The following is a 21,791-nucleotide window of genomic DNA, read 5'->3' on the forward strand; positions in this document are numbered from 1 at the left end:
TTTAATTCAAAAATATTAATACCAATCGTGTTAAGTTACTGACCATTTATAGCGACAGGTAAATACAGTGATAACAAGGCAGAAATTTTGACATGTAGTTGTTCTGCATGAAAAATTTATAAAGCAGTTAGCGCTTTATTTAGCCCGCTAGAATGGTTAACTATTTAAGTTGATTGGTATAAGGCGTCTGAGCCTAAAAACAAAAAGCCCCAGACAATGCTGAGGCTTTTACATTTAATGCAGGTAACGCTAAATTACTTTTTACGCTGTGCGTCTTTTTGCGCTTTTTTGGCTTCTTTACGTTTTTGTAAAACAGCTTGCGCTTCGTTGCCAATATGGCCTTCACCGCGAGCTTGCGCTAATTCAATTTGCTTTTGACGTTCAGCAAATCGTGCTCTTTGCTCGTCGGTCACATCATCAATACAGTGATGGCACGAAACGCCTTCCATGTATTCAGCTTTTAACTTTTCGTCTTCAGTGATTGGCATACGACAGGCATGGCACTGATCATATGAGCCTTTTTGTAAGTCGTGATCGACCGCAACGCGGTTATCAAATACAAAGCACTCACCTTCCCACATGGTCTCTTCTTTTGGCACTTCTTCTAAGTATTTTAAAATGCCGCCTTCAAGATGATATACATCCTCAAAACCTTGCTCTTTCATATAAGCGGTGGATTTTTCACAGCGGATCCCGCCAGTACAAAACATGGCTACTTTTTTATGCTTGCTTGGATCAAGGTTTTCTTTCGCCCATTGTGGAAACTCGCGGAACGTTTTAGTATTTGGATCTATCGCGTTTTGAAAAGTACCGATTTCAATTTCATAATCGTTACGAGTATCAACTAAAATAACCTCAGGATCAGAAATAAGCGCATTCCAATCTTTTGGTTTTACATAGCTGCCAACCACTTTTAACGGGTCAACGCCTTCAACACCCATAGTCACGATTTCTTTTTTTAATTTTACTTTAGTGCGGTAAAACGGGCATTCATCATCGTATGATTCTTTAGAGACGATATTGTCTAAGTTTGGTTGCTTATCAAGCCACGCTAATAAGTTGTCAATGCCTTCACGTTTAGCTGCAACAGTGCCATTGATGCCTTCAGCGGCGATCAGCAAAGTACCACGTACTTCATTGGCTTCCATTACATCAAGCAGTGGTTGGCGCAGTGCTTCAAACTCAGGTAAAGCGACAAATTTATACAAAGCACACACAACAAAGTGCGCACTGGTGACATTATCTTTATGAATGGCTGTCATGGGTTTTCCTATTTTGCTTTTTCAAAACCGAATCGTAAATCCGGCGCATTGGGGCGCGTATTTTACGCTTTTTCAAATTAAATGCAAAAAAAGCCGCGATTCATTGGTTTTTACTGTTAGCGCAACACCCTACTACGCTATAATAGGTGCATTATTTTTGGCAAATTGCCAACGACTTGCTCAATTTGGAGAAACACACTTTGCACTTTACTGATCTTGGGATTGATACTCGCCTTGAAACACAGCTTGCGCATCAAGGCATCACTCAGCCCACTGATATTCAAGCTCATGCTGTGCCTACAGCGCTTGCTGGCCACGACATTTTCGCTCAGTCTAAAACGGGCTCAGGTAAAACGTTAGCGTTTTTATTACCCGCTGTTCAACGAGTGATGAAACAAAAGGCCCTCAGTAAACGTGACCCACGTGTATTAATTGTTGCTCCAACGCGAGAACTCGCGACCCAAGTTTTTACCCAACTTAGGTTGCTTATCGCCGGTACCAATATTAAAGCCGTTAAAATTCTTGGCGGTGAAAACTTTAATGATCAAATTAAAGCACTGCGTAATGACCCACATTTTGTTATTGCCACACCAGGGCGATTAGCCGATCACTTAACCCAGCGCTCGTTGCAGTTAAGTGGGTTGGAGCTGTTAATTTTTGATGAAGCCGACCGTATTTTAGATTTAGGTTTTACCGAACAACTTAAAATGATCAACGAATTGGCCGATCACCGCTTGCGCCAGACTCTGTTATTTTCTGCAACCTTAGATCATGCTCAAGTTGATGCGCTCTCTCGCAATTTATTAAAAAATCCAAAGCAAATTATGCTCAGTGCAGCAAACGAGCAGCATTCAGATATCAAGCAAAGCTTATATTTAGCAGATCACTTAGATCATAAAGAAGCCTTGCTTGAACACTTTGTAAAACAGGATAATGTTGGTCAATGTATTATTTTTACGGCCACACGCGCTGATACCACACGTTTAAGTGAATTATTGCTCAGTAAAGGTTTAAAAGCACAAGCGCTCGCCGGTGATCTAACGCAAAGTAAACGTCTCGATATCATGGACGCTTTTAGCCGCGAAAACTTTAAAATTTTAATCACCACTGATGTTGCATCTCGTGGCCTTGATTTATTAAGCGTCACCCATGTAATTAATTTTGATTTACCAAAACATGCTGAAGAATACGTACACCGCATCGGTCGTACCGGTCGCGCAGGCTTTAAAGGAACGGCTATTTCTTTAGTAGGCCCTAAAGATTGGCCAAGCTATAAAGCCATTAAATCCTTTTTAAATGATGAGCTTGAATTTCATACAGTGGCAGGTTTAACGGGCAAATTCAAAGGATTGCGAGAAGCAAAACCAGTCGCAGGAAAAGCAACTTCGCAAAAAGCCAAGCCTAAAGCTAAGTCAGTTACTAAACGTAAAGTGAAACCAAAGCAGCCTCAAGCACCAATAAAAGCGCCGTTAAACATTGATGGTGATGCGCCTATGCGCCGCCGTAAAAAGCCAGAACAGGAATAAAAATGAGTTACCTCGGAACTACCCAAACCTTATTTGTAAACGAAGTAAGTAACGAAGGCGCGTACCTCGACGGCCATGAGCTAGGCGAAGTTTTTCTACCAAGTCATGAAATTAAACATGAACTTGAAGCTGGCGACAGTGTTAGTGTGTTTATCTTTTTAGATAACGCTAATCTCGCCACTGCGACAACGAAAAAGCCGCTAGCTCAAGTGGGTGAATACGCCCTACTTCGTGTTAAAGAAATAAACAGCATTGGTGCTTTCTTAGATTGGGGACTTGAAAAAGACGTACTTGCCCCATTCAACGAACAAAAACCAAGAATGCAGGAAGGTTATTCTTACCTCGTGCGTTTATATTTAGATAATGCCAGCGGCCGTATTTGTGCATCTAATAACTTTAATCGTTTTCTGAATAAAACAGAGCCTGAGTATGCACCACTGCAAGAAGTGCAACTTATTGTGGCAGGAAAAACAGACATTGGTTACAAGGTTATTATTGAAGAAGCTCACTTTGGGGTGATCTTCTATAACATGGTATTTAAAAACATGTTTGTAGGCCAACGTTTAACAGGTTATGTTCAAAAAGTACGTGAAGACGGTAAGATTGACGTTATCCTAGAAAAACCAGGCATGGCTAAAGTAAGCGAGCTTGGCGAAAAGATCATGGATAAGTTAAAACAAGAAGGTGGCGTGCTCGCCATTGGCGATAAATCCGATCCTGAACTTATTAAAAAGGTGTTCTCTACCAGCAAAGCAAACTACAAAAAAGCCATTGGTGGTTTGTTTAAGCAAGGTTTAATTGATATTGAAGCAAAGGCTATTAGGGTTAAGTAAGCGGTCAGCGGTCAGCGGTCAGCGGTCAGCGGTCAGCGGTCAGCGGTCAGCGGTCAGCGGTCAGCGGTAAATTTAATATTGATATAGAAAAGAGTAAAGTGAAAACTTTGCTCTTTTTTGTTTTATAAGCACCAATGACAGCAATGAGCGCGAAGCAGACACTAAAAAGTTAAATTTATTCCTACTTCTTTGAGTAGAAGCCTAATTTTGTCCAATAACATTATTAACCGCCGTTTTGGTGAAAAATAATACCCCTTGTATTTTAGCGATTTTAATTAACTGTTTACAAAAGTAATTTTTGGTGAAATTATCAGGGTATGTAATATACGCCGCTTTGGTGTGTTATAAACCACCACAATGGTGTTCAATATACTATTATGTTTTTATGAGAAAGAGATTTTAATTGAGTTATAGTCGATTATTAGAAGGCGTAAGAGCATTTAGCCCTCTGTTGCAGGCTTATGAGGCTGGTTATACAACAGAAGATATTAGAGGTTCAATAAATGAAGCTCTAATCGGTGAGTTTGAGAATCAAAGCATGCTCAAGCGATATGGATTAGATCTGTTAACTGTCGAATCGGTCAACGTAACAAAAGTAAAAATGAATGACTGGTCGAAATCTGTTTACGAAAAAACGCTTGATATGAGGCGTAACGTCTTAGCAAAAGATGAAACAAAGGTGCTGAAATAGTTGCTCAATGGGAGCAAAGTATCGGCAAAGCATTATCACTTTATTGGAGTGCAGCTAAGTTTGAATATCATAAGTCTGAGTTACCGCTAGACGATTATGCATATGAGCTACTTCGAAATATAGGGGCTGTAATTGAAGGTACCCTTCAAGTATATCTTAAAGAACTTTTCCATCTTGTTTCATCTTTTAATGGTGCTGAAGTATCATACTCGCAAGTTGCATCAATGAGTTTAGGTAAAGTAGTAAACCAACTATCAAGCAAACTAGAAGACGATAACATATTTACGCTTCCACCTTGGATGGTTCCGCTGAATCAATGGCGAAACATCGCACAACACTTCTCTGTCAACACTGATGATAATCATATTGTTTGCAAATATGGCTCAAGAAACCAACATGAGATCACTCTAACTAGAGAAGAACTTTTCGCTGTCGCACAAGCAGTATTCTTATTGTTCTCAGCAGTTAGGACATCACAAACAATCTTCGTGCTAGATAATGCCGATTCATTATCTTCACACTGTAAAGGATTCAAAAGAAAAGAAGATGATGAATCATTTCAATTTTGTGTTGGTGCTGCGTCGCAAGGATTTGAGGTTACTGAGTTAGAAATAACCACTGATAAAGCATTTGCTAAACTGTGTGATGTTACAGATGATTTATCTTTACAGCGAGCGTTACATGCTTCTCAATTTGTATATCAATTATGGGTTTTATCAAAATCTGATAAAGTAATTCTTAAGTATGTGCCAAAGAGTAATGACAAAACTTTAGTTACTAAAGCAAACTCAGAGGATTGTGAAAAAGTTTTTAATGGGGAGCAGCCTTTCTCATACCTGTCGGAGGTTGTGGAGTATATTATTGAAGAGCTTAGCGTAGCGGAAACCAAAGCATAATCGGGTAGCCTGGAAGTCTCTTCCAGCCCCCACACCACCGATCATGCACTTTTTTATTAACAGGAAGTACAATGGGCGGTTTATCTCCCGTAATGAATATTGCTCCAAATATCTCTCAATGACGCTAAACCTTGTGAAGCCAAGTTGTCATTGCCTTGTGCGAGGTTTACGTCAGTAGCAAATTCTTACCCTTCAGCGTATCCAGTGATCTAAATCCACTGTTAGGTGAAAAGCGTTGGCTATTAGGTAGTAGTGTCCTCAGGCGCGCAAATACTTTTGAACCTAGAATCTGTATTACTCTTAAGCGCAGCGCCTCTTAACCTCTTTGTGAATAAATTACTAAGTTTTTTGCACAAAGAGAAGGGAATGAGAAGTAAATGAGGGAAACTTAGCGCTTAGTATTGGCATGGTTAAACCACCAATAAAAATAAATTAAAATCGAGTTATTCTACAGGCTCGTGCCGACCATCTGCAACTGCCAAATTCCAAATTCTAACCTATTCATCGCCAAGTTATTAAGTTTGTATACCCAGAAACAAAAAGAGCAAAGTAAAAACTTTGCTCTTTTTATTAGTAATAGTACTAATAAAAATAACGCTTGTTTATTTTATCGAGTCATTAATTTCTTTAAGAACCGCAACTGGGTCAGCCGATTGGGTGATTGGGCGGCCTACAACTAAATAGTCGCTGCCATCTTCTACAGCTTGTTTTGGTGTCATGATGCGCTTTTGGTCACCTGCATCGCTGCCTGCAGGGCGAATACCTGGGGTCACTAGTTTAAAGTCTGCGCCAAGTTCCGCTTTTAATTTCTTCGCTTCTTGTGCTGAGCACACTACCCCGTCAAGGCCTGATTCTTTTGCAAGTTTTGCTAAATAAATAACCTGCTCTTCTGGGGTTTTATCAACCCCTAAACGAGTAAGCTCTGCAGCATCCATGCTGGTTAAAACAGTAACCGCAATTAACAGTGGCGCTTTATCACCAAATTGCTCAAGCGCTTGTTTGGCTTTAGTCATCATTTCGACACCGCCACTGGCGTGAACATTAACCATCCAAACACCCATTTTGGCCGCTGCAGTAACCGCTTTTGCTACTGTGTTTGGAATGTCATGAAATTTAAGATCTAAGAATACGTCAAAGCCTAAATCAATCAGCTGTTTGACAAACGTAGGTCCAAAATAAGTGAACATTTCTTTTCCGACTTTTAAACGGCAAGTATCAGGGGAAAGTTGTTTAACAAAATTTAATGCTGTTTGCTGATCATCATAATCAAGGGCGATAAGAACTTTTTTAGATTGTTCGAGAGACATAACTTTCCTAAAACGAATTGAAATTATAAGTAAAATTAAAAACCGTCTAAGCCACGGCTTGGGACTATGGTTTCCCAATGTTTACACGACGGGCAAACCCAATAAATGGTGTGGCTAGTAAAACCGCAGTGTTGGCACTGAAAATCTGGCTTTGTTGCAATATAAGAGGTTACCAATTTATCTATTTGATCTAACACTTCTTTAATATCATTATTTTGTTTTGCTAATAGCTGTAATAAAAAACTAAAGCCGCGAATAGTCGGCTGGCGTTTTAAACTATCAGTTAAAAATTTGATTGCTTGCTCGGTATGACCTTGCTCGAGTAATGCTTTACAGTGTTTTATTTTTATTAGTACACCGCCTTTATCAAGCAATTGCAGCAATAATTCATGAAATTGGTGAGTTAAGTTTAATTGCTCGTAACTATGCGCTAAGTCATCAATAAACAAGGGCGCAAAGAAGGTAAAATTGCAGATCAGCTCTCGCCAGTAATAAATCGCTTTTACATAATCTTCTTTTGCAAACGCTGACTTACCAAGTTCATATAATGGGCGAATCGCTTTTTGATTGAGGCTTATTGCTTTGCGCATAATTTGCGGATCATTTTCTATTAAGGCAGCTTCACAATAAAAATTAGCGATGGCCTTAAAGTGTTGCGGTTTAGAAAATAAATCGCTGTGTGCTTCAAACATATTGATACCTTTTTCCCATTCACGTGTTTGTGAATATAGATTAAGGATCGGCTCTAACGCATCACTATGATGTGCTTTAACTAACCAAACAAGGTGTTCTTCTGCGCCATCAAGTAGCCCGGCCATAATATAGTCTTCAGCAAGTTCAAGGCGGCTAGTCGCAGCTTGCTGTTCGTTAAGGCTTGGGTGTTTAAGGAGTAACTCGTGGATTTTTATTGCGCGATCTAATTCACCGCGGCGGCGAAACATTGTGGCCAGTGTTGAATAATGCTCAACAGAATCTGCTGCAACTTCAAGCAAATTGATGAGATGTTCAAGACCTTGGTCTTCTTCTCTGTCGAGTAAAAACTTTAAGCCTTTACTGTATTCAGAGGTGATCTGACGATTAAGTTGATGAGCTTGGTTTTTAGCACTGTTTTTACCCATGATCCAGCCATAACCAGCCGCAACAGGTAAAAGTAAAAACAAAAGCTCAATCATAGTTAGGTGTCTTTATTAGCAACAAGCTTATTATTGTCTTTTTCAGGCGCTAACTTTTTTTTCAAACGATAGTTTTGCCACTTCAATTGCGAAAACAATTTAAAGCTAATAAAACAACCAATTGCGACACCTAAAGCAAAGCAGATACTTATTATCATTGCGAGGGGTAAAGTATTGCTGGCAATAATATAATTGATTTGCACTAACTGCGGATTTTGCGAACCAAGCACAAATGCAAAAATTAAGCATATTGCTACCAGGATAATTTTTAATACCCTAAACAAGTAACTACTCCAACTAAGTAACTAGGCAATACTCGCGTTTACGCGATCTCGTAATTCTTTGCCTGGTTTAAAATGTGGTACGTGCTTACCTTCAAGCTCAACAGTGTCGCCCGTCTTAGGGTTACGACCAGTGCGCGGTGAACGAAAGTGTAATGAGAAACTACCAAAGCCACGGATCTCGATGCGATCTGAGCTTGATAATGAGCCGGCCATTTGTTCAAGAATTTCTTTAACAGCATTTTCAACATCTTTCACAGGGACATGTGCATGTTGCTCGGCTAATTGTTCTATCAATTCTGACTTAGTCATAACGTTTCCTTAAAAAGAGATAAAGGAAGGGCAACACTGCCCTTCCAATTAAGACTGATTAATTAGTCTTTTTGTGCATTTGCGAATGCAGCTGCCATTGCGTTTTCGAACACTGGCTCTTCTTTCTTAAGCTTTTCTAGTACTTCTTTCTCTTCTGCTTCGAAAAGAGCTTTAACTGAAAGGCTTAAAGTGCGGTTTTTACGATCAACACCAACATATTTCACTTCAATCTCGTCGCCTACAGAAACAACAGTAGTTGCATCTTCAACGCGCTCTTGAGCGATATCAGCTACACGGATGTAACCTTCAACGCCTTCGATAAGTTCAACAGTTGCGCCTTTCGCATCAACTTCAGTCACTTTACCTTTAACAATAGCACCTTTTTTGTTTGCATCAAGGTAGTTATTGAATGGGTCAGCTTCGATTTGCTTAACACCTAGAGAGATACGTTCACGCTCTGGGTCAACTTGCAATACGATAGCAGTGATTTCGTCGCCTTTCTTGAATTCACGTACAGCGTCTTCGCCAGGTGTATTCCAAGAAATGTCTGAAAGGTGTACAAGACCGTCAATACCACCGTCAAGACCGATAAAGATACCGAAGTCAGTGATTGATTTGATCTTACCAGTAACTTGGTCGCCTTTGTTTTGAAGACGAGCAAATTCTTGCCAAGGATTAGCAATACATTGCTTAAGACCAAGAGAAATACGACGACGTTCTTCGTCGATTTCAAGAACCATAACTTCAACAGTGTCACCTAGTGAAACAACTTTTGAAGGGTGGATGTTCTTGTTAGTCCAATCCATTTCAGAAACGTGTACTAGACCTTCAACGCCTTCTTCGATTTCTACGAAGCAACCGTAATCAGTAAGGTTAGTTACACGGCCAGAAAGTTTAGAACCTTCTGGGTAACGACCAGCGATAGCTGCCCATGGATCTTCGCCAAGCTGTTTAAGGCCTAGAGATACACGAGTTTTATCTTTGTCGAATTTAAGAACTTTAACTGCGATTTCGTCGCCAACATTAACGATTTCTGAAGGGTGCTTAACACGCTTCCACGCCATGTCAGTGATGTGTAGTAGACCATCAACACCACCAAGATCAACGAATGCACCGTAGTCAGTAAGGTTCTTAACGATACCTTTAACTTCTTGACCTTCAACAAGGTTAGCAAGAAGTTCTTCACGCTCTTGTGAGTTCTCTGATTCGATAACTGCACGACGTGAAACAACAACGTTGTTACGTTTTTGATCAAGCTTGATTACTTTAAACTCAAGCTCTTTGCCTTCAAGGTGAGTTGTGTCACGTACTGGACGAACATCAACAAGTGAACCAGGTAGGAAAGCACGGATTGAATCAACTTCAACTGTGAAACCGCCTTTAACTTTACCGTTGATAACACCAGTAACAGTCTCTTGCTCTTCACATGCTTTCTCAAGACGGATCCACGCTTCGTGACGCTTCGCTTTCTCACGAGAAAGGATAGTTTCACCGAAACCGTCTTCGATTGCATCTAGTGCAACATCTACTTCGTCGCCAACAGCAACTTCTAGCTCACCAGCAGCATTTTTGAACTGCTCTGCAGGGATAGCACTTTCTGATTTAAGACCAGCATCTACAAGTACAATGTTGTTCTCGATTGAGATTACTGTACCTTTAACGATAGAGCCTTGCTCTGCTTCAAAACCCTTTAAGCTTTCTTCAAATAACTGCGCAAAATTTTCTGACATACGAATATACGTCTCATATATTAATACCAATAAGCAACCATGCTGCATGGGGTTGTTAAAATAGCACTGGCATCCTGCTGGTGCGAAAAATGTGTTTATCGTCGCTTAGGAAGCTTACCATTGATAATCGCAGCGTCTACTAAAGTCATAACTTTATCAAACACTTGCTGGGCATTGAGCTCACTAGTATCGAGTTCAATGGCATCATCAGCTGGCACAAGCGGCGCAACGGCACGATTCATATCGCGGTCATCACGAGCTTGAATATCTTCTAATAGACCACTTAGTGTAACATCAAGACCGCGTTCATTCAACTCAACAAATCGTCTACGCGCACGTTCTTGCGCGCTGGCGGTCAAATAAATTTTTAATGGTGCATCTGGGAATACCACAGTGCCCATATCACGGCCATCAGCAATTAAACCATTTTCTGTTCGAAATGCACGCTGACGACGTAATAATGCTTCTCTTACCCGTGGTAAAGCAGCAACTTTTGACGCTGCGGCTCCTACATTTTCATTACGAATTGTGGTTGATACATCTTCACCTTCTAGAATCACTTTTCCAGTATTAGTGTGACTATCAACTAAAAACTGCACATCTAAGTTAGCAGCTAAAGGCACTAAGGCCTCTTCGTTGTCGAGTGCAATTTGGTGATGAAGTGCTGCTAGTGCTAATACGCGATAAATCGCGCCACTATCCAGTACATCCCACCCTAATTTATCGGCTAACAAGCGACAAACAGTTCCTTTACCTGAACCACTTGGGCCATCAACGGTGATCACGGGCATTAATAACGCCTGCATTTAAACCTCCTGCAATGCACACCAAAATTAAACTGCGACATTATACGTTACTTATTTCAATAGATCCGCTTTTTGTATGTAACTTTTTATATTTCAATGCCTGTTGCTTATTGACTGACCGATGCTAGCACATTGAAAAACGTCGGAAATGTTTTATATGTACACTTTGGATCGTTAATGGTAATAGGCTTACCACCGACTGCAACCATGGCAAAACACATAGCGATACGGTGATCATCATAGGTATCAATTGCCACGTCATTAAAGTGCTTAGGCGGTGTAATTTCGATGAAATCTTCACCTTCAACAACCTCAGCCCCCACTTTACGCAGTTCTGTAGCCATCGCATGTAAGCGATCGGTTTCTTTTACGCGCCAATTATAAATATTGCGAATAGCGGTTGGACCATCAGCAAATAACGCCACTGTTGCAAGTGTCATGGCCGCATCTGGAATTGCATTAGCATCGATATCAACACCTTTCAATTGGCCTTTGCGCACAACTAGACGCTCGTCATACCAATCAATCTTAGCGCCCACCTGCTCCATCACTTTGGCAAACCCGATATCGCCTTGCACTGATTTTGCACCAACGCCTTTAATTTCAATTTCACCACCTGCAATTGCAGCTGCCGCAACAAAATAAGACGCCGATGACGCATCCCCTTCAACCATAATACGCTCAACAGCTTGATATTGCTGCGCGCCTTTCACGGTAAAGGTTTTATAGTCATCGTGTGTAACCGAAATGCCAAAGCGCGCCATGACATCAAGCGTGATATCAATATAAGGTTTTGAAACTAAAGTGCCTTTAATGGTGATATTGGTATCGCCATTAAATAACGGGGCTGCCATTAATAATGCTGTTAAAAATTGACTCGAGATACTGCCATCAATTTCAACGTTGCCGCCGTTTATTTGCCCGCCCACAATTTTAAGTGGTGGATAATCTTTATTCTTTAAATAACGAACGTCACCACCGAGCGCTTGTAGGGCATCAACTAAATGACCAATTGGGCGCTCTTCCATACGCGGTTCGCCAATTAACTCATAGTCACCTTTAACAGCGGCAAGAACCGCGGTAAGTGGACGATATGCAGTACCCGCATTACCTAAAAACAAAGGTTCAGATGGCGTTAAAAACTGCCCGCCTACCCCCTGTACTGTGGCTACGGTTTTATCGTCATTTAGGCTGACTTGTACACCTAATTGTTTAAGTGCACCTAGCATATGACGAATGTCATCGCTATCGAGTAAGTTTTCTACAACTGTAGTGCCTTTAGCTAAGGCAGCCAATAATAAGATACGGTTTGAAAGACTCTTTGAACCAGGTAGCGTTACACTGCCGTTTACTTTATTAATTGGCTCTAAACGAAGTTGTTCCATTAGCTGTTCTCCTTGGCAAACTGTGCCATAAAGTCAACTAACGCTTGTACGCCTTCAAGTGGCATGGCGTTGTAAATACTTGCACGCATACCACCAACAATACGGTGGCCTTCAAGGGCCAATAAGCCTGCTTCTTTCGCTTGAGCTAAAAACGCTGCATTTAAGCTTTCATCGTTTAACCAAAATGGAACATTCATACGTGAACGACAATGCTTTGCCACTTTATTATTGTAAAATGGCGACTCGTCTATAAAGCCATAAAGTAACTCAGCTTTAGCAATATTGTGCTGCTCCATGGCTTTTACACCGCCATTTTGCTCAAGCCATTCAAATACTTCTGCCGCTAAGTACCAAGCAAACGTAGGTGGCGTGTTGTACATGCTGCCTTGTTTTACTTCCAGTGCATAATCGAATATACCTGGTTTTGCCACCCCTTCACGCTCAAGCAAAGTTTTACGAATGATCACAATGGCAAGGCCTGATGGGCCAATATTTTTTTGCGCACCAGCGTAAATTAAATCAAACTGGTCAACATCAAATTCACGAGACAAAATGGTAGATGACATATCTGCAACGATCGGTGCAGTTGGGTGACTAGGTACATCAAATACCTCTATGCCGTCTATGGTTTCATTTGGACAATAATGGATGTATGACGGATCAGCAGGAAACTGCCATTCGCTTACTGGCTTGATAGAAAATTGCTCGCTAGTGTCATTACGTACATCAAGCTCAGTAACTGCGGTAAATTTAACTGCTTCGTCAACAGCCCCTTTAGACCAAACACCGTTCTCACAATACACGGCGGTTTTATTATCGACATGTAAATTTAGCGGTACTGCAGCAAACTGACCACGGCCACCACCGTGCATAAATAACACTTCAAATTCATCACTAATATTCATGAGTCGGCGAAGGCTTGCTTCACATTTTTCTGTAAGAGCCAAAAACTCTTTACTGCGGTGACTAATTTCCATCACCGAGACACCTAAATCTTGCCAATCACGAAATTCTTTTTGTGCCTTCTCCATAACAGCTGGAGGCAACATAGCAGGACCCGCACAAAAATTATATTTATTCATTACCTTTCCTCATTCCAGTAATTACTTAAGTTTTTTAACCATAAAAAAAGCGGCCGAAGCCGCTTTTTATTGGTCAGTTTATTCAGCCGGTGGATTATCACCAGTTTCATCATTAACCGTTTCGACTACTTCGACGCTTTCGCCTTCAATAGCTTCAAGCTCATCGATTTCAATTTCTTCGATACGTTGTAAACCAACTACTTGCTCTTCGTCAATAGTTCTTATCAAAATAACACCTTGAGTATTACGCCCAACGGTAGAAACTTCTTTAACACGTGTTCGAACAAGGGTACCACGATTAGAGATAATCATGATTTCGTCGTTTTCATCAACCTGTACTGCACCAACAACGGCGCCGTTACGCTCTGATACTTTGATTGATACCACACCTTGAGTCGCACGACTCTTCGATGGGTAATCTTCAAGCAGCGTACGTTTACCATAACCGTTTTCAGTCACAGTTAAGATAGCACCATCAGTCTTAGGTACAATTAACGAGACAACACGTTGGCCTTCAGCCATCTTGATACCACGAACACCGGTGGCTGTACGGCCCATCTGGCGCACACCCTTGAACTTAATTTCCGGGTTACCGTTTTCGTCAAGCACTGGGTTACCGTTTTCATCTAATACCGGTGACTCTTCTGCTTCTTTAAAGCGTACCACTTTACCTGCATCGGTAAATAGCATGATTTCATTGCTACCATCGGTAATATCAACACCGATGAGGCTATCACCTTCATTCAGATTAACAGCGATAATACCACTTGCACGCTGGCGACTGTATGCAGTTAATGGCGTTTTCTTAACCGTACCGAATGCAGTTGCCATAAAGATGTATTTATCTTCTTCGTACTCACGTACTGGTAAGATTGCAGTAATACGTTCATCTGCTTCAAGTGGCAATAAGTTAACAATTGGCTTACCACGCGCAGCACGGCTTGCAAGCGGTAATTGATACACTTTAAGCCAGTATAAGCGCCCTGCCGTTGAGAAACATAAAATAGTATCGTGAGTGTTCGCAACCAGTAGACGCTCGATGAAATCTTCATCTTTCATCTTGGTTGCTGACTTACCTTTACCACCACGACGTTGTGCTTCGTAATCAGACAATGGCTGATACTTCACATATCCTTCGTGTGATAAGGTTACGACTACATCTTCTTCTGTGATCAAGTCTTCAAGGCTAATATCGTGAGCCGCGGCATTAATTTCTGTACGACGCTCATCACCGTATTGCTCTTTAATTTCAACAAGCTCATCGCGAATAACTTCCATTAAACGCTCAGGAGAAGCAAGAATATATAAAAGCTCAGCAATTAAATCTAATAACGTTTGGTATTCGCTTAGAATCTTTTCATGCTCAAGGCCGGTTAGCTTGTGTAGACGTAAATCTAGGATAGCTTGGGCTTGTTGCTCAGAAATATAATACTGACCATCACGAATACCCAAGTCATCAGCTAACCAATCAGGACGTGCGACATTGGCTTCGCCCGCTTTTTCAAGCATGGCTTTAACATTACCCAATTCCCACGGACGTGATGCTAAGGCAACTTTTGCTTCGGCTGGCGTAGGTGAGTTACGAATAAGCTCGATAATTGGGTCGATGTTAGCAAGGGCGATTGCTAAACCTTCAAGCATGTGCGCGCGATCACGGGCTTTACGTAAATCAAATACCGTACGGCGGGTAACAACTTCGCGGCGATGAATAATAAACTCTTCAAGCATTTCTTTTAAGTTGAAACACTTAGGTTGATTGTTGATCAGCGCAACCATATTCATACCAAACACAGTTTGTAACTGCGTTTGTGCATAAAGATTGTTTAAGATTACTTCGCCTACGTCACCACGTTTGATCTCAATAACGATACGCATACCGTCTTTATCTGATTCATCACGTAATGCGCTAATTCCCTCGATCTTCTTCTCTTTAACAAGCTCAGCAATTTTTTCTATTAAACGGGCTTTATTAACTTGATAAGGAATTTCGTGAACAATGATCGTTTCGCGACCACTTTTCTCATCCACTTCAATCTCAGCACGGGCACGCATGTACACTTTACCACGACCCGTTAAATAGGCTTGTTCAATGCCTTTTTTACCGTTAATAATCGCCGCAGTTGGGAAATCTGGACCCGGGATATATTCCATCAATTCGTGAATGGTCAATTCAGGGTTTTGAATGAGTGCTAAACACCCGTTCACAACTTCTGTTAAGTTATGAGGAGGAATGTTGGTCGCCATACCTACGGCAATACCCGAAGAACCATTAACCAATAAGTTAGGTACTTTAGTTGGTAATACGTCAGGAATTTGCTCTGTACCATCATAGTTAGGCACAAAATCAACCGTCTCTTTTTCAAGATCTGCTAATAGCTCATGAGACATTTTCGCCATACGAACTTCGGTATAACGCATTGCTGCTGCAGAATCACCATCAACAGAACCAAAGTTACCTTGGCCGTCAACTAACATATAACGTAAAGAGAAAGGCTGAGCCATACGTACAATGGTGTCGTACACTGCGCTATCGCCATGGGGATGGTATTTACCAATTACGTCACCAACCACACGGGCTGATTTTTTGTAAGGCTTATTCCAATCATTATTAAGCTCGTTCATAGCAAATAAAACGCGGCGGTGAACAGGTTTTAATCCATCACGTACGTCTGGCAGTGCTCGTCCTACGATTACGCTCATTGCGTAATCTAAATAGGAGTTTTTTAACTCGTCTTCAATATTGACTGGCAGAATTTCATTGGCGAAATCAGTCATTTGATATCACATTCCTTCAGTATATACCCACAAAGTGCCATATATGGGCGCTTGCGGGTATGTAGTTATTATTACCAAGTCATGCTACCACAATTAATTTAAATTTACAGGCGCTAAATCTTTGCGATTTATTAATTTCCCCCTATATAATGGCCTCAGATTGACGAGGAAGTTTTTTATGACCGAACATCAGAATGTAGATAGTGCAGAAATTGCAAAGTTTGAATCCATCGCGGAGCGATGGTGGGATCGCGAAGGAGAGTTTAAACCTCTTCATGAAATTAACCCATTACGCTTAGACTTTATTGCTGATAAAGCCAATGGCTTATTTGATAAAGTAACGCTGGATGTAGGCTGTGGAGGTGGCATCCTCAGTGAAAGTATGGCTCGCATGGGCGCACACGTTACCGGCATCGATATGGGCCAAGAGCCATTAACCGTTGCTAAACTACATAGTTTAGAAACCGGTGTGAAAGTTAACTATATTAAAGTACCTGCTGAACAGTTCGCTACTGAGCACCCTGCTCGCTTTGATACTATAACTTGCATGGAAATGTTAGAGCATGTTCCTGATCCTGCTTCTATCATTCAAGCAGTAGCCACCTTAGCAAAACCTGGTGCCGATGTATTTTTTTCTACCCTTAATAAAACCCCCAAAGCGTATCTGTATGCCATTATTGGTGCAGAAAAGTTATTGAAGATGGTGCCAGAAGGCACACACGATCACAAAAAATTTATCAAACCTGCACAACTTATTGCATGGGCAGAACAAGCGGGACTTAAAGTACGAACGAGTGCTGGTCTAAGCTATAACCCACTATCAAAGCAATACAGTTTAAATACCGATGTTAGCGTTAATTATATTCTCCACTTTGAGAAACTTGCGTAATGGCTGGGTTTAATACAGCAGCACCTGCAATTGATTACGATGCTTTTATTTTTGATCTTGACGGTACACTGCTCGACACTGCAGATGATTTAGGTGCCGCACTGAATAACGTATTAATAGATCATAACTTTCCAGCTGTAGATTCACATATCTATCGCCCTGCGGCTTCTAATGGCGCTATGGCTCTACTCGAAGCGGGATTCGGGCAGCATTGGCATAACCAAACTAAACAAATGGATTTACGCCAGCAATTACTTGATTCATACGCTGATAATATTGCCACCCATAGTCAGTGTTTCACAGGTATTGCACAGTTATTGATTGCACTTGAACAACAGCAGATCAAATGGGGGATCATGACCAATAAGCCTGAATTTTTGACTACCCCTTTAGTCGCCGCAATCACTGAGCTAAATGATGCACAGGCAATCGTGTGTGGCGACACTTTAAATGTGGCAAAACCCTCACCGTTACCTTTACTGCATACAGCGCAACTATTAGATGTAGATCCAAGCCGCTGCTTGTACATTGGTGATGCCGAGCGCGACATTATTGCAGCTAAAGCAGCGAACATGCACAGTGCCACAGCTTTGTGGGGCTATATACCCAGTGAAGAGGAAGCACTGAGCTGGCAAGCTGATTTTAATTGGCAGTCACCCATTGATGCATTTAACCATATATAGTGGTTTACTAAAAATTAACCACTATATATTGTGACCGTGTTATTTTTTGCACATTGTTTGCTGATAAAAAAAGCAGCTTAAATTTATTTTTAAAATGGTTAAATTTAATAGATCATGAGTTGATTTTTATAAATTTCATTTTAATCAGATGGTCAAAGGTTAATGGCTACTAACACAAACGTGTTATCCCGAAGTTATCCACAATGTGGGGCATTTATGCCCCTTGCAAATGATCGCATACCACACTATCTTGTGATCCAGAGTTTGATGAACACCAGATGTTGTGGCTAAATGTTATTCAATTAAATTCGCACTAGAATAGTCTTATGACAATAAAATATTTATTCTAAGCAAAATGTATCACTAAAAAATTTTATATCCCAAGGAATACAGGCAAAACTATGAACCAACAGCTATCTGTAAGCAAACGTGACGGCCGTAAAGAGTCACTTGATTTAGATAAAATCCATCGCGTTATTGCTTGGGCCGCCGAAGGTCTAAATAATGTGTCTGTCTCACAAGTTGAGCTAAAATCACACATCCAGTTTTATGATGGCATTCGTACTGAAGACATCCATGAAACGATTATTAAGGCAGCCGCTGATCAGATCTCAAAAGAGTCTCCAGATTATCAATACTTAGCCGCCCGTTTAGCCGTATTCCATTTACGCAAAAAAGCCTATGGTCAATTTGAGCCGCCACGCTTATACGATCACATCGTGAAACTTGTTGAAGATAAGCGTTATGATGCTCATCTACTTGCCGATTACACCGAGCAAGAAATTGATCAACTCGATGAATACCTAGATCATGCACGCGATTTAAACTTCAGCTACGCTGCAGTTAAGCAGCTTGAAGGCAAATATTTAGTGCAAAACCGCGTAACAGGCGAAATTTATGAAAGCGCACAGTTTTTATATATTCTGGTTGCCGCAAGTTTATTCTCTGATTACCCAAAAGAAACACGTTTAGATTACATCAAGCGTTTTTATGATGCGGTATCAATGTTTAAGATTTCACTACCTACGCCAATTATGGCGGGGGTACGTACACCTACTCGTCAATTTAGTTCATGTGTCCTCATTGAGTGTGGTGACAGCCTAGATTCTATCAATGCCACGTCTTCAGCGATCGTTAAATATGTATCACAACGCGCAGGGATTGGTATTAATGCCGGTCGTATTCGTGCACTTGGCAGCCCTATTCGCAATGGCGAAGCGTATCACACAGGTTGTATTCCTTTTTATAAGCACTTTCAAACAGCAGTTAAGAGCTGTTCACAAGGTGGTGTACGCGGTGGTGCAGCCACCCTTTTCTACCCACTATGGCATTTAGAAGTTGAAAACTTATTAGTGCTTAAAAATAACCGTGGGGTTGATGATAACCGTGTTCGTCATTTAGATTACGGTGTGCAGTTCAATAAGCTAATGTACGCGCGTTTGATCAAAGATGATTACATTACATTATTTAGCCCATCAGACGTTCCAGGCCTGTACGACGCTTTTTTTGAAGACCAAGATGAGTTCGACCGTCTTTATGTTCAGTATGAGCAAGATGAGTCAATACGTAAAAAACGCATTAAAGCGATTGAGTTATTCTCAATGTTTGCTCAAGAGCGTGCTAGCACCGGACGTATTTATTTACAAAATGTTGACCACTGTAATACACACAGCCCATTTATCGCTAAAGTTGCGCCAATTCGTCAATCTAACTTATGTTTAGAAATTGCCTTACCAACTAAACCGCTTAGCAATGTAAATGATGAAGAAGGCGAAATCGCCCTGTGTACGCTATCAGCCTTTAACTTAGGTGCGATTGAGTCTCTTGATGAACTTGAAGAATTAGCAGAGCTTGCCGTACGCGCCTTAGATAACTTACTTGATTTCCAAGACTACCCAGTTCCTGCGGCAAGAAATGCCACTATGGGTCGTCGTACTTTAGGAATAGGTGTGATCAACTATGCCTATTATCTTGCTAAAAACGGTAAGCGTTATTCTGATGGCAGTGCGAATGCACTAACGCATAAAACGTTCGAAGCGATTCAATATTATTTGATGAAAGCGTCAAATGAGCTTGCGAAAGAACGTGGTGCCTGCCCTAAGTTTAACGAAACCACTTATTCACAAGGGATCATGCCGACTGATACTTACAAGCGTGATTTAGATAAAATTTGTGATGAACCACTGCATTTAGATTGGGATACGTTACGTGCCAATATTAAAGAACATGGTATGCGTAATTCAACGTTATCTGCGTTAATGCCGTCTGAAACATCATCGCAAATTTCAAATGCAACCAATGGTATTGAGCCACCTCGCGGCCATATCAGTGTTAAAGCCAGTAAAGATGGTATTTTAAAACAGGTTGTTCCAGAATATGAGCGTTTAAAAGACAACTATGAACTATTGTGGGATATCCCATCAAATAAAGGTTACATAGAACTTGTTGGTATCATGCAAAAGTTTGTTGATCAAACTATCTCTGCAAATACTAACTATGATCCAAGTAAGTTCGAAGGTGGTAAAGTACCTATGAAGGTATTGCTGCAAGACTTATTAGGTGCATACAAACTTGGCGTTAAAACCCTTTACTATCACAACACCCGTGATGGCGCATCAGATGCACAAGATGATACACCGGAGCTGGAAGATGATGATTGTGCAGGCGGCGCGTGTAAAATTTAATCAATACTAATTATAAATTGGAAGCGGGCTATACGCCCGCTTTACCCTGTTCGTTTTTTGAGTGATCTTATGTCTTATACTACTTTTAGTCGAAACCATAATAACCAATTACAAGAACCGATGTTTTTCGGCCAAACCGTTAACGTATCGCGTTATGATCAACAGAAGTACCCTATCTTCGAAAAGTTAATTGAAAAACAACTGTCGTTCTTTTGGCGTCCTGAAGAAGTCGATGTGAGTAAAGACCGCTTAGATTTTCAAGCCCTACCAGAGCACGAAAAACATATATTCCTGAGTAACTTAAAATACCAAACTTTACTTGATAGTGTACAGGGGCGTTCACCCAATGTGGCACTACTGCCTATCGTATCAATCCCAGAGCTTGAAACTTGGATTGAAACATGGGCGTTTAGTGAAACAATCCATAGTCGCTCGTACACCCATATCATTCGTAACGTAACGCAATCACCTGAACTTATTTTTGATGACATCGTCAGTAACGATAAGATCAGCGAACGTGCTGATGCCGTAACTAAGTATTATGATGAGCTGATCAATAAAGTCGCTATTTACAACTTATATGGTGAAGGCAAACATACCCTCAATGGTGAGACTGTTCATATCAGCTTATTTGAACTTAAAAAGCTGTTATACCTTGCCATGATGTCTGTAAACATTCTTGAAGCAATTCGCTTTTATGTCAGTTTTGCCTGCTCATTCGCCTTTGCAGAGCGTGAATTGATGGAAGGTAATGCAAAAATTATCAAGCTTATCGCTCGCGATGAAGCCCTTCACCTATCAGGTACTCAGCATATTCTTAACATAATGCAAGATGGTAAAGACGATCCAGAGATGGCTATCGTTGCTGCGCAGTGTCGTGATGAAGCAATCAAGATGTTTGTGGATGCGGCTGAGCAGGAAAAAGAATGGGCAGAATACTTATTTAAAGATGGTTCAATGATTGGCTTAAACAAAGACATTTTATGTCAATACGTTGAATACATCACCAACGCACGTATGAGTGCGGTAGGCTTGCCAACACAATTCAAAACCAGCAGCAACCCTATTCCATGGATCAACTCATGGCTCGTGTCTGACAATGTACAAGTTGCCCCACAAGAAGCTGAGATCAGCTCTTATCTTGTTGGTCAAATTGATTCGCAAGTTGATGCGTCTGACTTTGGTGACTTTGATCTCTAATGAGCAGCAACAAAACTGCAAAGGTTTACTTTGCAGATAACAGCCAGTGCGTTGAATTTAGCACTGGCTGCCATTCCCTTTTAGACTGCCTTGAACAACAGCAATATGATATCCCTTTTCAATGCCGAGAAGGCTATTGCGGTGCTTGTCGCGCAACACTTAGCCAAGGACAAGTTATTTACAATGAAGAGCCGCTTGCGTTTGTACGTGACGGAGAAGTGCTACTGTGCTGCTGCAAACCCGATGGTGACATTACTCTGAGCTTTAAATAAACCCG

Annotated in this window: 19 protein-coding genes; 9 read left to right on the forward strand and 10 right to left on the reverse strand. The window is 41.0% G+C overall.

Annotation, left to right across the window (positions count from 1 at the left end):
• Nucleotides 1-254: 254 nt before the first annotated feature.
• Nucleotides 255-1,262, reverse strand: a complete 1,008-nt coding sequence (gene trhO, locus PHAL_RS0104400; RefSeq protein WP_016707209.1) for an oxygen-dependent tRNA uridine(34) hydroxylase TrhO — start codon at nucleotides 1,260-1,262, stop codon at nucleotides 255-257.
• 200 nt (nucleotides 1,263-1,462) lie between these two features.
• Between trhO and PHAL_RS0104410 the strand changes: the two genes are divergently transcribed.
• The 4 genes from PHAL_RS0104410 (at nucleotide 1,463) to PHAL_RS0104425 (ending at nucleotide 5,208) form a co-directional block, all read left to right on the forward strand.
• On the forward strand, nucleotides 1,463-2,788 hold the full coding sequence (locus PHAL_RS0104410; protein WP_016707211.1) for a DEAD/DEAH box helicase: 1,326 nt from the start codon (nucleotides 1,463-1,465) through the stop codon (nucleotides 2,786-2,788).
• A 2-nt stretch (nucleotides 2,789-2,790) separates the two neighbouring features.
• Nucleotides 2,791-3,621 (forward strand): CvfB family protein, encoded by an 831-nt coding sequence (locus PHAL_RS0104415; protein ID WP_016707212.1) that lies wholly within the window; start codon nucleotides 2,791-2,793, stop codon nucleotides 3,619-3,621.
• Nucleotides 3,622-4,024: 403 nt separating this feature from the next.
• Nucleotides 4,025-4,312 carry a hypothetical protein gene (locus PHAL_RS0104420; RefSeq protein WP_016707213.1) on the forward strand — a complete coding sequence of 96 codons (288 nt, stop codon included), beginning with the start codon at nucleotides 4,025-4,027 and terminating at the stop codon, nucleotides 4,310-4,312.
• 224 nt (nucleotides 4,313-4,536) lie between these two features.
• Nucleotides 4,537-5,208 (forward strand): hypothetical protein, encoded by a 672-nt coding sequence (locus tag PHAL_RS0104425; protein WP_016707214.1) that lies wholly within the window; start codon nucleotides 4,537-4,539, stop codon nucleotides 5,206-5,208.
• Nucleotides 5,209-5,810: 602 nt separating this feature from the next.
• Here the strand turns inward: PHAL_RS0104425 and pyrF are convergent.
• From pyrF to gyrA, 9 genes are all read right to left on the reverse strand, one after another.
• Complete coding sequence (gene pyrF / locus PHAL_RS0104430) at nucleotides 5,811-6,515, reverse strand: orotidine-5'-phosphate decarboxylase (RefSeq protein WP_016707215.1); 705 nt, start codon at nucleotides 6,513-6,515, stop codon at nucleotides 5,811-5,813.
• A 35-nt stretch (nucleotides 6,516-6,550) separates the two neighbouring features.
• On the reverse strand, nucleotides 6,551-7,687 hold the full coding sequence (gene lapB, locus PHAL_RS0104435) for a lipopolysaccharide assembly protein LapB (RefSeq protein ID WP_016707216.1): 1,137 nt from the start codon (nucleotides 7,685-7,687) through the stop codon (nucleotides 6,551-6,553).
• A gap of 2 nt (nucleotides 7,688-7,689) precedes the next feature.
• Nucleotides 7,690-7,971 carry a lipopolysaccharide assembly protein LapA domain-containing protein gene (locus PHAL_RS0104440; protein WP_016707217.1) on the reverse strand — a complete coding sequence of 94 codons (282 nt, stop codon included), beginning with the start codon at nucleotides 7,969-7,971 and terminating at the stop codon, nucleotides 7,690-7,692.
• A 21-nt stretch (nucleotides 7,972-7,992) separates the two neighbouring features.
• Nucleotides 7,993-8,280: an integration host factor subunit beta gene (gene ihfB, locus PHAL_RS0104445; RefSeq protein ID WP_016707218.1), complete on the reverse strand. Its 288-nt coding sequence runs from the start codon at nucleotides 8,278-8,280 to the stop codon at nucleotides 7,993-7,995.
• A gap of 62 nt (nucleotides 8,281-8,342) precedes the next feature.
• Nucleotides 8,343-10,010, reverse strand: coding sequence for a 30S ribosomal protein S1 (gene rpsA / locus PHAL_RS0104450; protein WP_029216020.1), 1,668 nt, complete (start codon nucleotides 10,008-10,010; stop codon nucleotides 8,343-8,345).
• 95 nt (nucleotides 10,011-10,105) lie between these two features.
• Nucleotides 10,106-10,816, reverse strand: a complete 711-nt coding sequence (gene cmk, locus PHAL_RS0104455; RefSeq protein ID WP_016707220.1) for a (d)CMP kinase — start codon at nucleotides 10,814-10,816, stop codon at nucleotides 10,106-10,108.
• A gap of 107 nt (nucleotides 10,817-10,923) precedes the next feature.
• Nucleotides 10,924-12,201 carry a 3-phosphoshikimate 1-carboxyvinyltransferase gene (gene aroA / locus PHAL_RS0104460; protein ID WP_016707221.1) on the reverse strand — a complete coding sequence of 426 codons (1,278 nt, stop codon included), beginning with the start codon at nucleotides 12,199-12,201 and terminating at the stop codon, nucleotides 10,924-10,926.
• Nucleotides 12,201-13,283, reverse strand: coding sequence for a 3-phosphoserine/phosphohydroxythreonine transaminase (gene serC, locus PHAL_RS0104465; RefSeq protein ID WP_016707222.1), 1,083 nt, complete (start codon nucleotides 13,281-13,283; stop codon nucleotides 12,201-12,203). The genes aroA and serC overlap by 1 nt, the downstream gene beginning before the upstream one ends.
• 78 nt (nucleotides 13,284-13,361) lie before the next feature.
• The gene (gene gyrA, locus PHAL_RS0104470) at nucleotides 13,362-16,058 is read right to left on the reverse strand and encodes a DNA topoisomerase (ATP-hydrolyzing) subunit A (protein WP_016707223.1); all 2,697 of its coding nucleotides are present in this window, start codon (nucleotides 16,056-16,058) and stop codon (nucleotides 13,362-13,364) included.
• A 178-nt stretch (nucleotides 16,059-16,236) separates the two neighbouring features.
• Between gyrA and ubiG the strand changes: the two genes are divergently transcribed.
• From ubiG to yfaE, 5 genes are all read left to right on the forward strand, one after another.
• The gene (ubiG, locus tag PHAL_RS0104475; RefSeq protein ID WP_016707224.1) at nucleotides 16,237-16,947 is read left to right on the forward strand and encodes a bifunctional 2-polyprenyl-6-hydroxyphenol methylase/3-demethylubiquinol 3-O-methyltransferase UbiG; all 711 of its coding nucleotides are present in this window, start codon (nucleotides 16,237-16,239) and stop codon (nucleotides 16,945-16,947) included.
• Nucleotides 16,947-17,630 (forward strand): HAD family hydrolase, encoded by a 684-nt coding sequence (locus tag PHAL_RS0104480; protein WP_016707225.1) that lies wholly within the window; start codon nucleotides 16,947-16,949, stop codon nucleotides 17,628-17,630. Before ubiG ends, PHAL_RS0104480 begins: the two co-directional genes overlap by 1 nt.
• A 401-nt stretch (nucleotides 17,631-18,031) precedes the next feature.
• The gene (gene nrdA / locus PHAL_RS0104485) at nucleotides 18,032-20,314 is read left to right on the forward strand and encodes a class 1a ribonucleoside-diphosphate reductase subunit alpha (protein WP_016707226.1); all 2,283 of its coding nucleotides are present in this window, start codon (nucleotides 18,032-18,034) and stop codon (nucleotides 20,312-20,314) included.
• 69 nt (nucleotides 20,315-20,383) lie between these two features.
• A complete protein-coding gene (nrdB, locus tag PHAL_RS0104490; RefSeq protein ID WP_029216021.1) occupies nucleotides 20,384-21,514 on the forward strand; it encodes a class Ia ribonucleoside-diphosphate reductase subunit beta in 1,131 nt (376 codons plus the stop codon).
• A complete protein-coding gene (yfaE, locus tag PHAL_RS0104495) occupies nucleotides 21,514-21,786 on the forward strand; it encodes a class I ribonucleotide reductase maintenance protein YfaE (RefSeq protein WP_016707228.1) in 273 nt (90 codons plus the stop codon). Before nrdB ends, yfaE begins: the two co-directional genes overlap by 1 nt.
• Nucleotides 21,787-21,791 lie beyond the last annotated feature (5 nt).

This window comes from Pseudoalteromonas haloplanktis ATCC 14393, assembly GCF_000238355.1.
Taxonomy (GTDB): domain Bacteria; phylum Pseudomonadota; class Gammaproteobacteria; order Enterobacterales; family Alteromonadaceae; genus Pseudoalteromonas; species Pseudoalteromonas haloplanktis.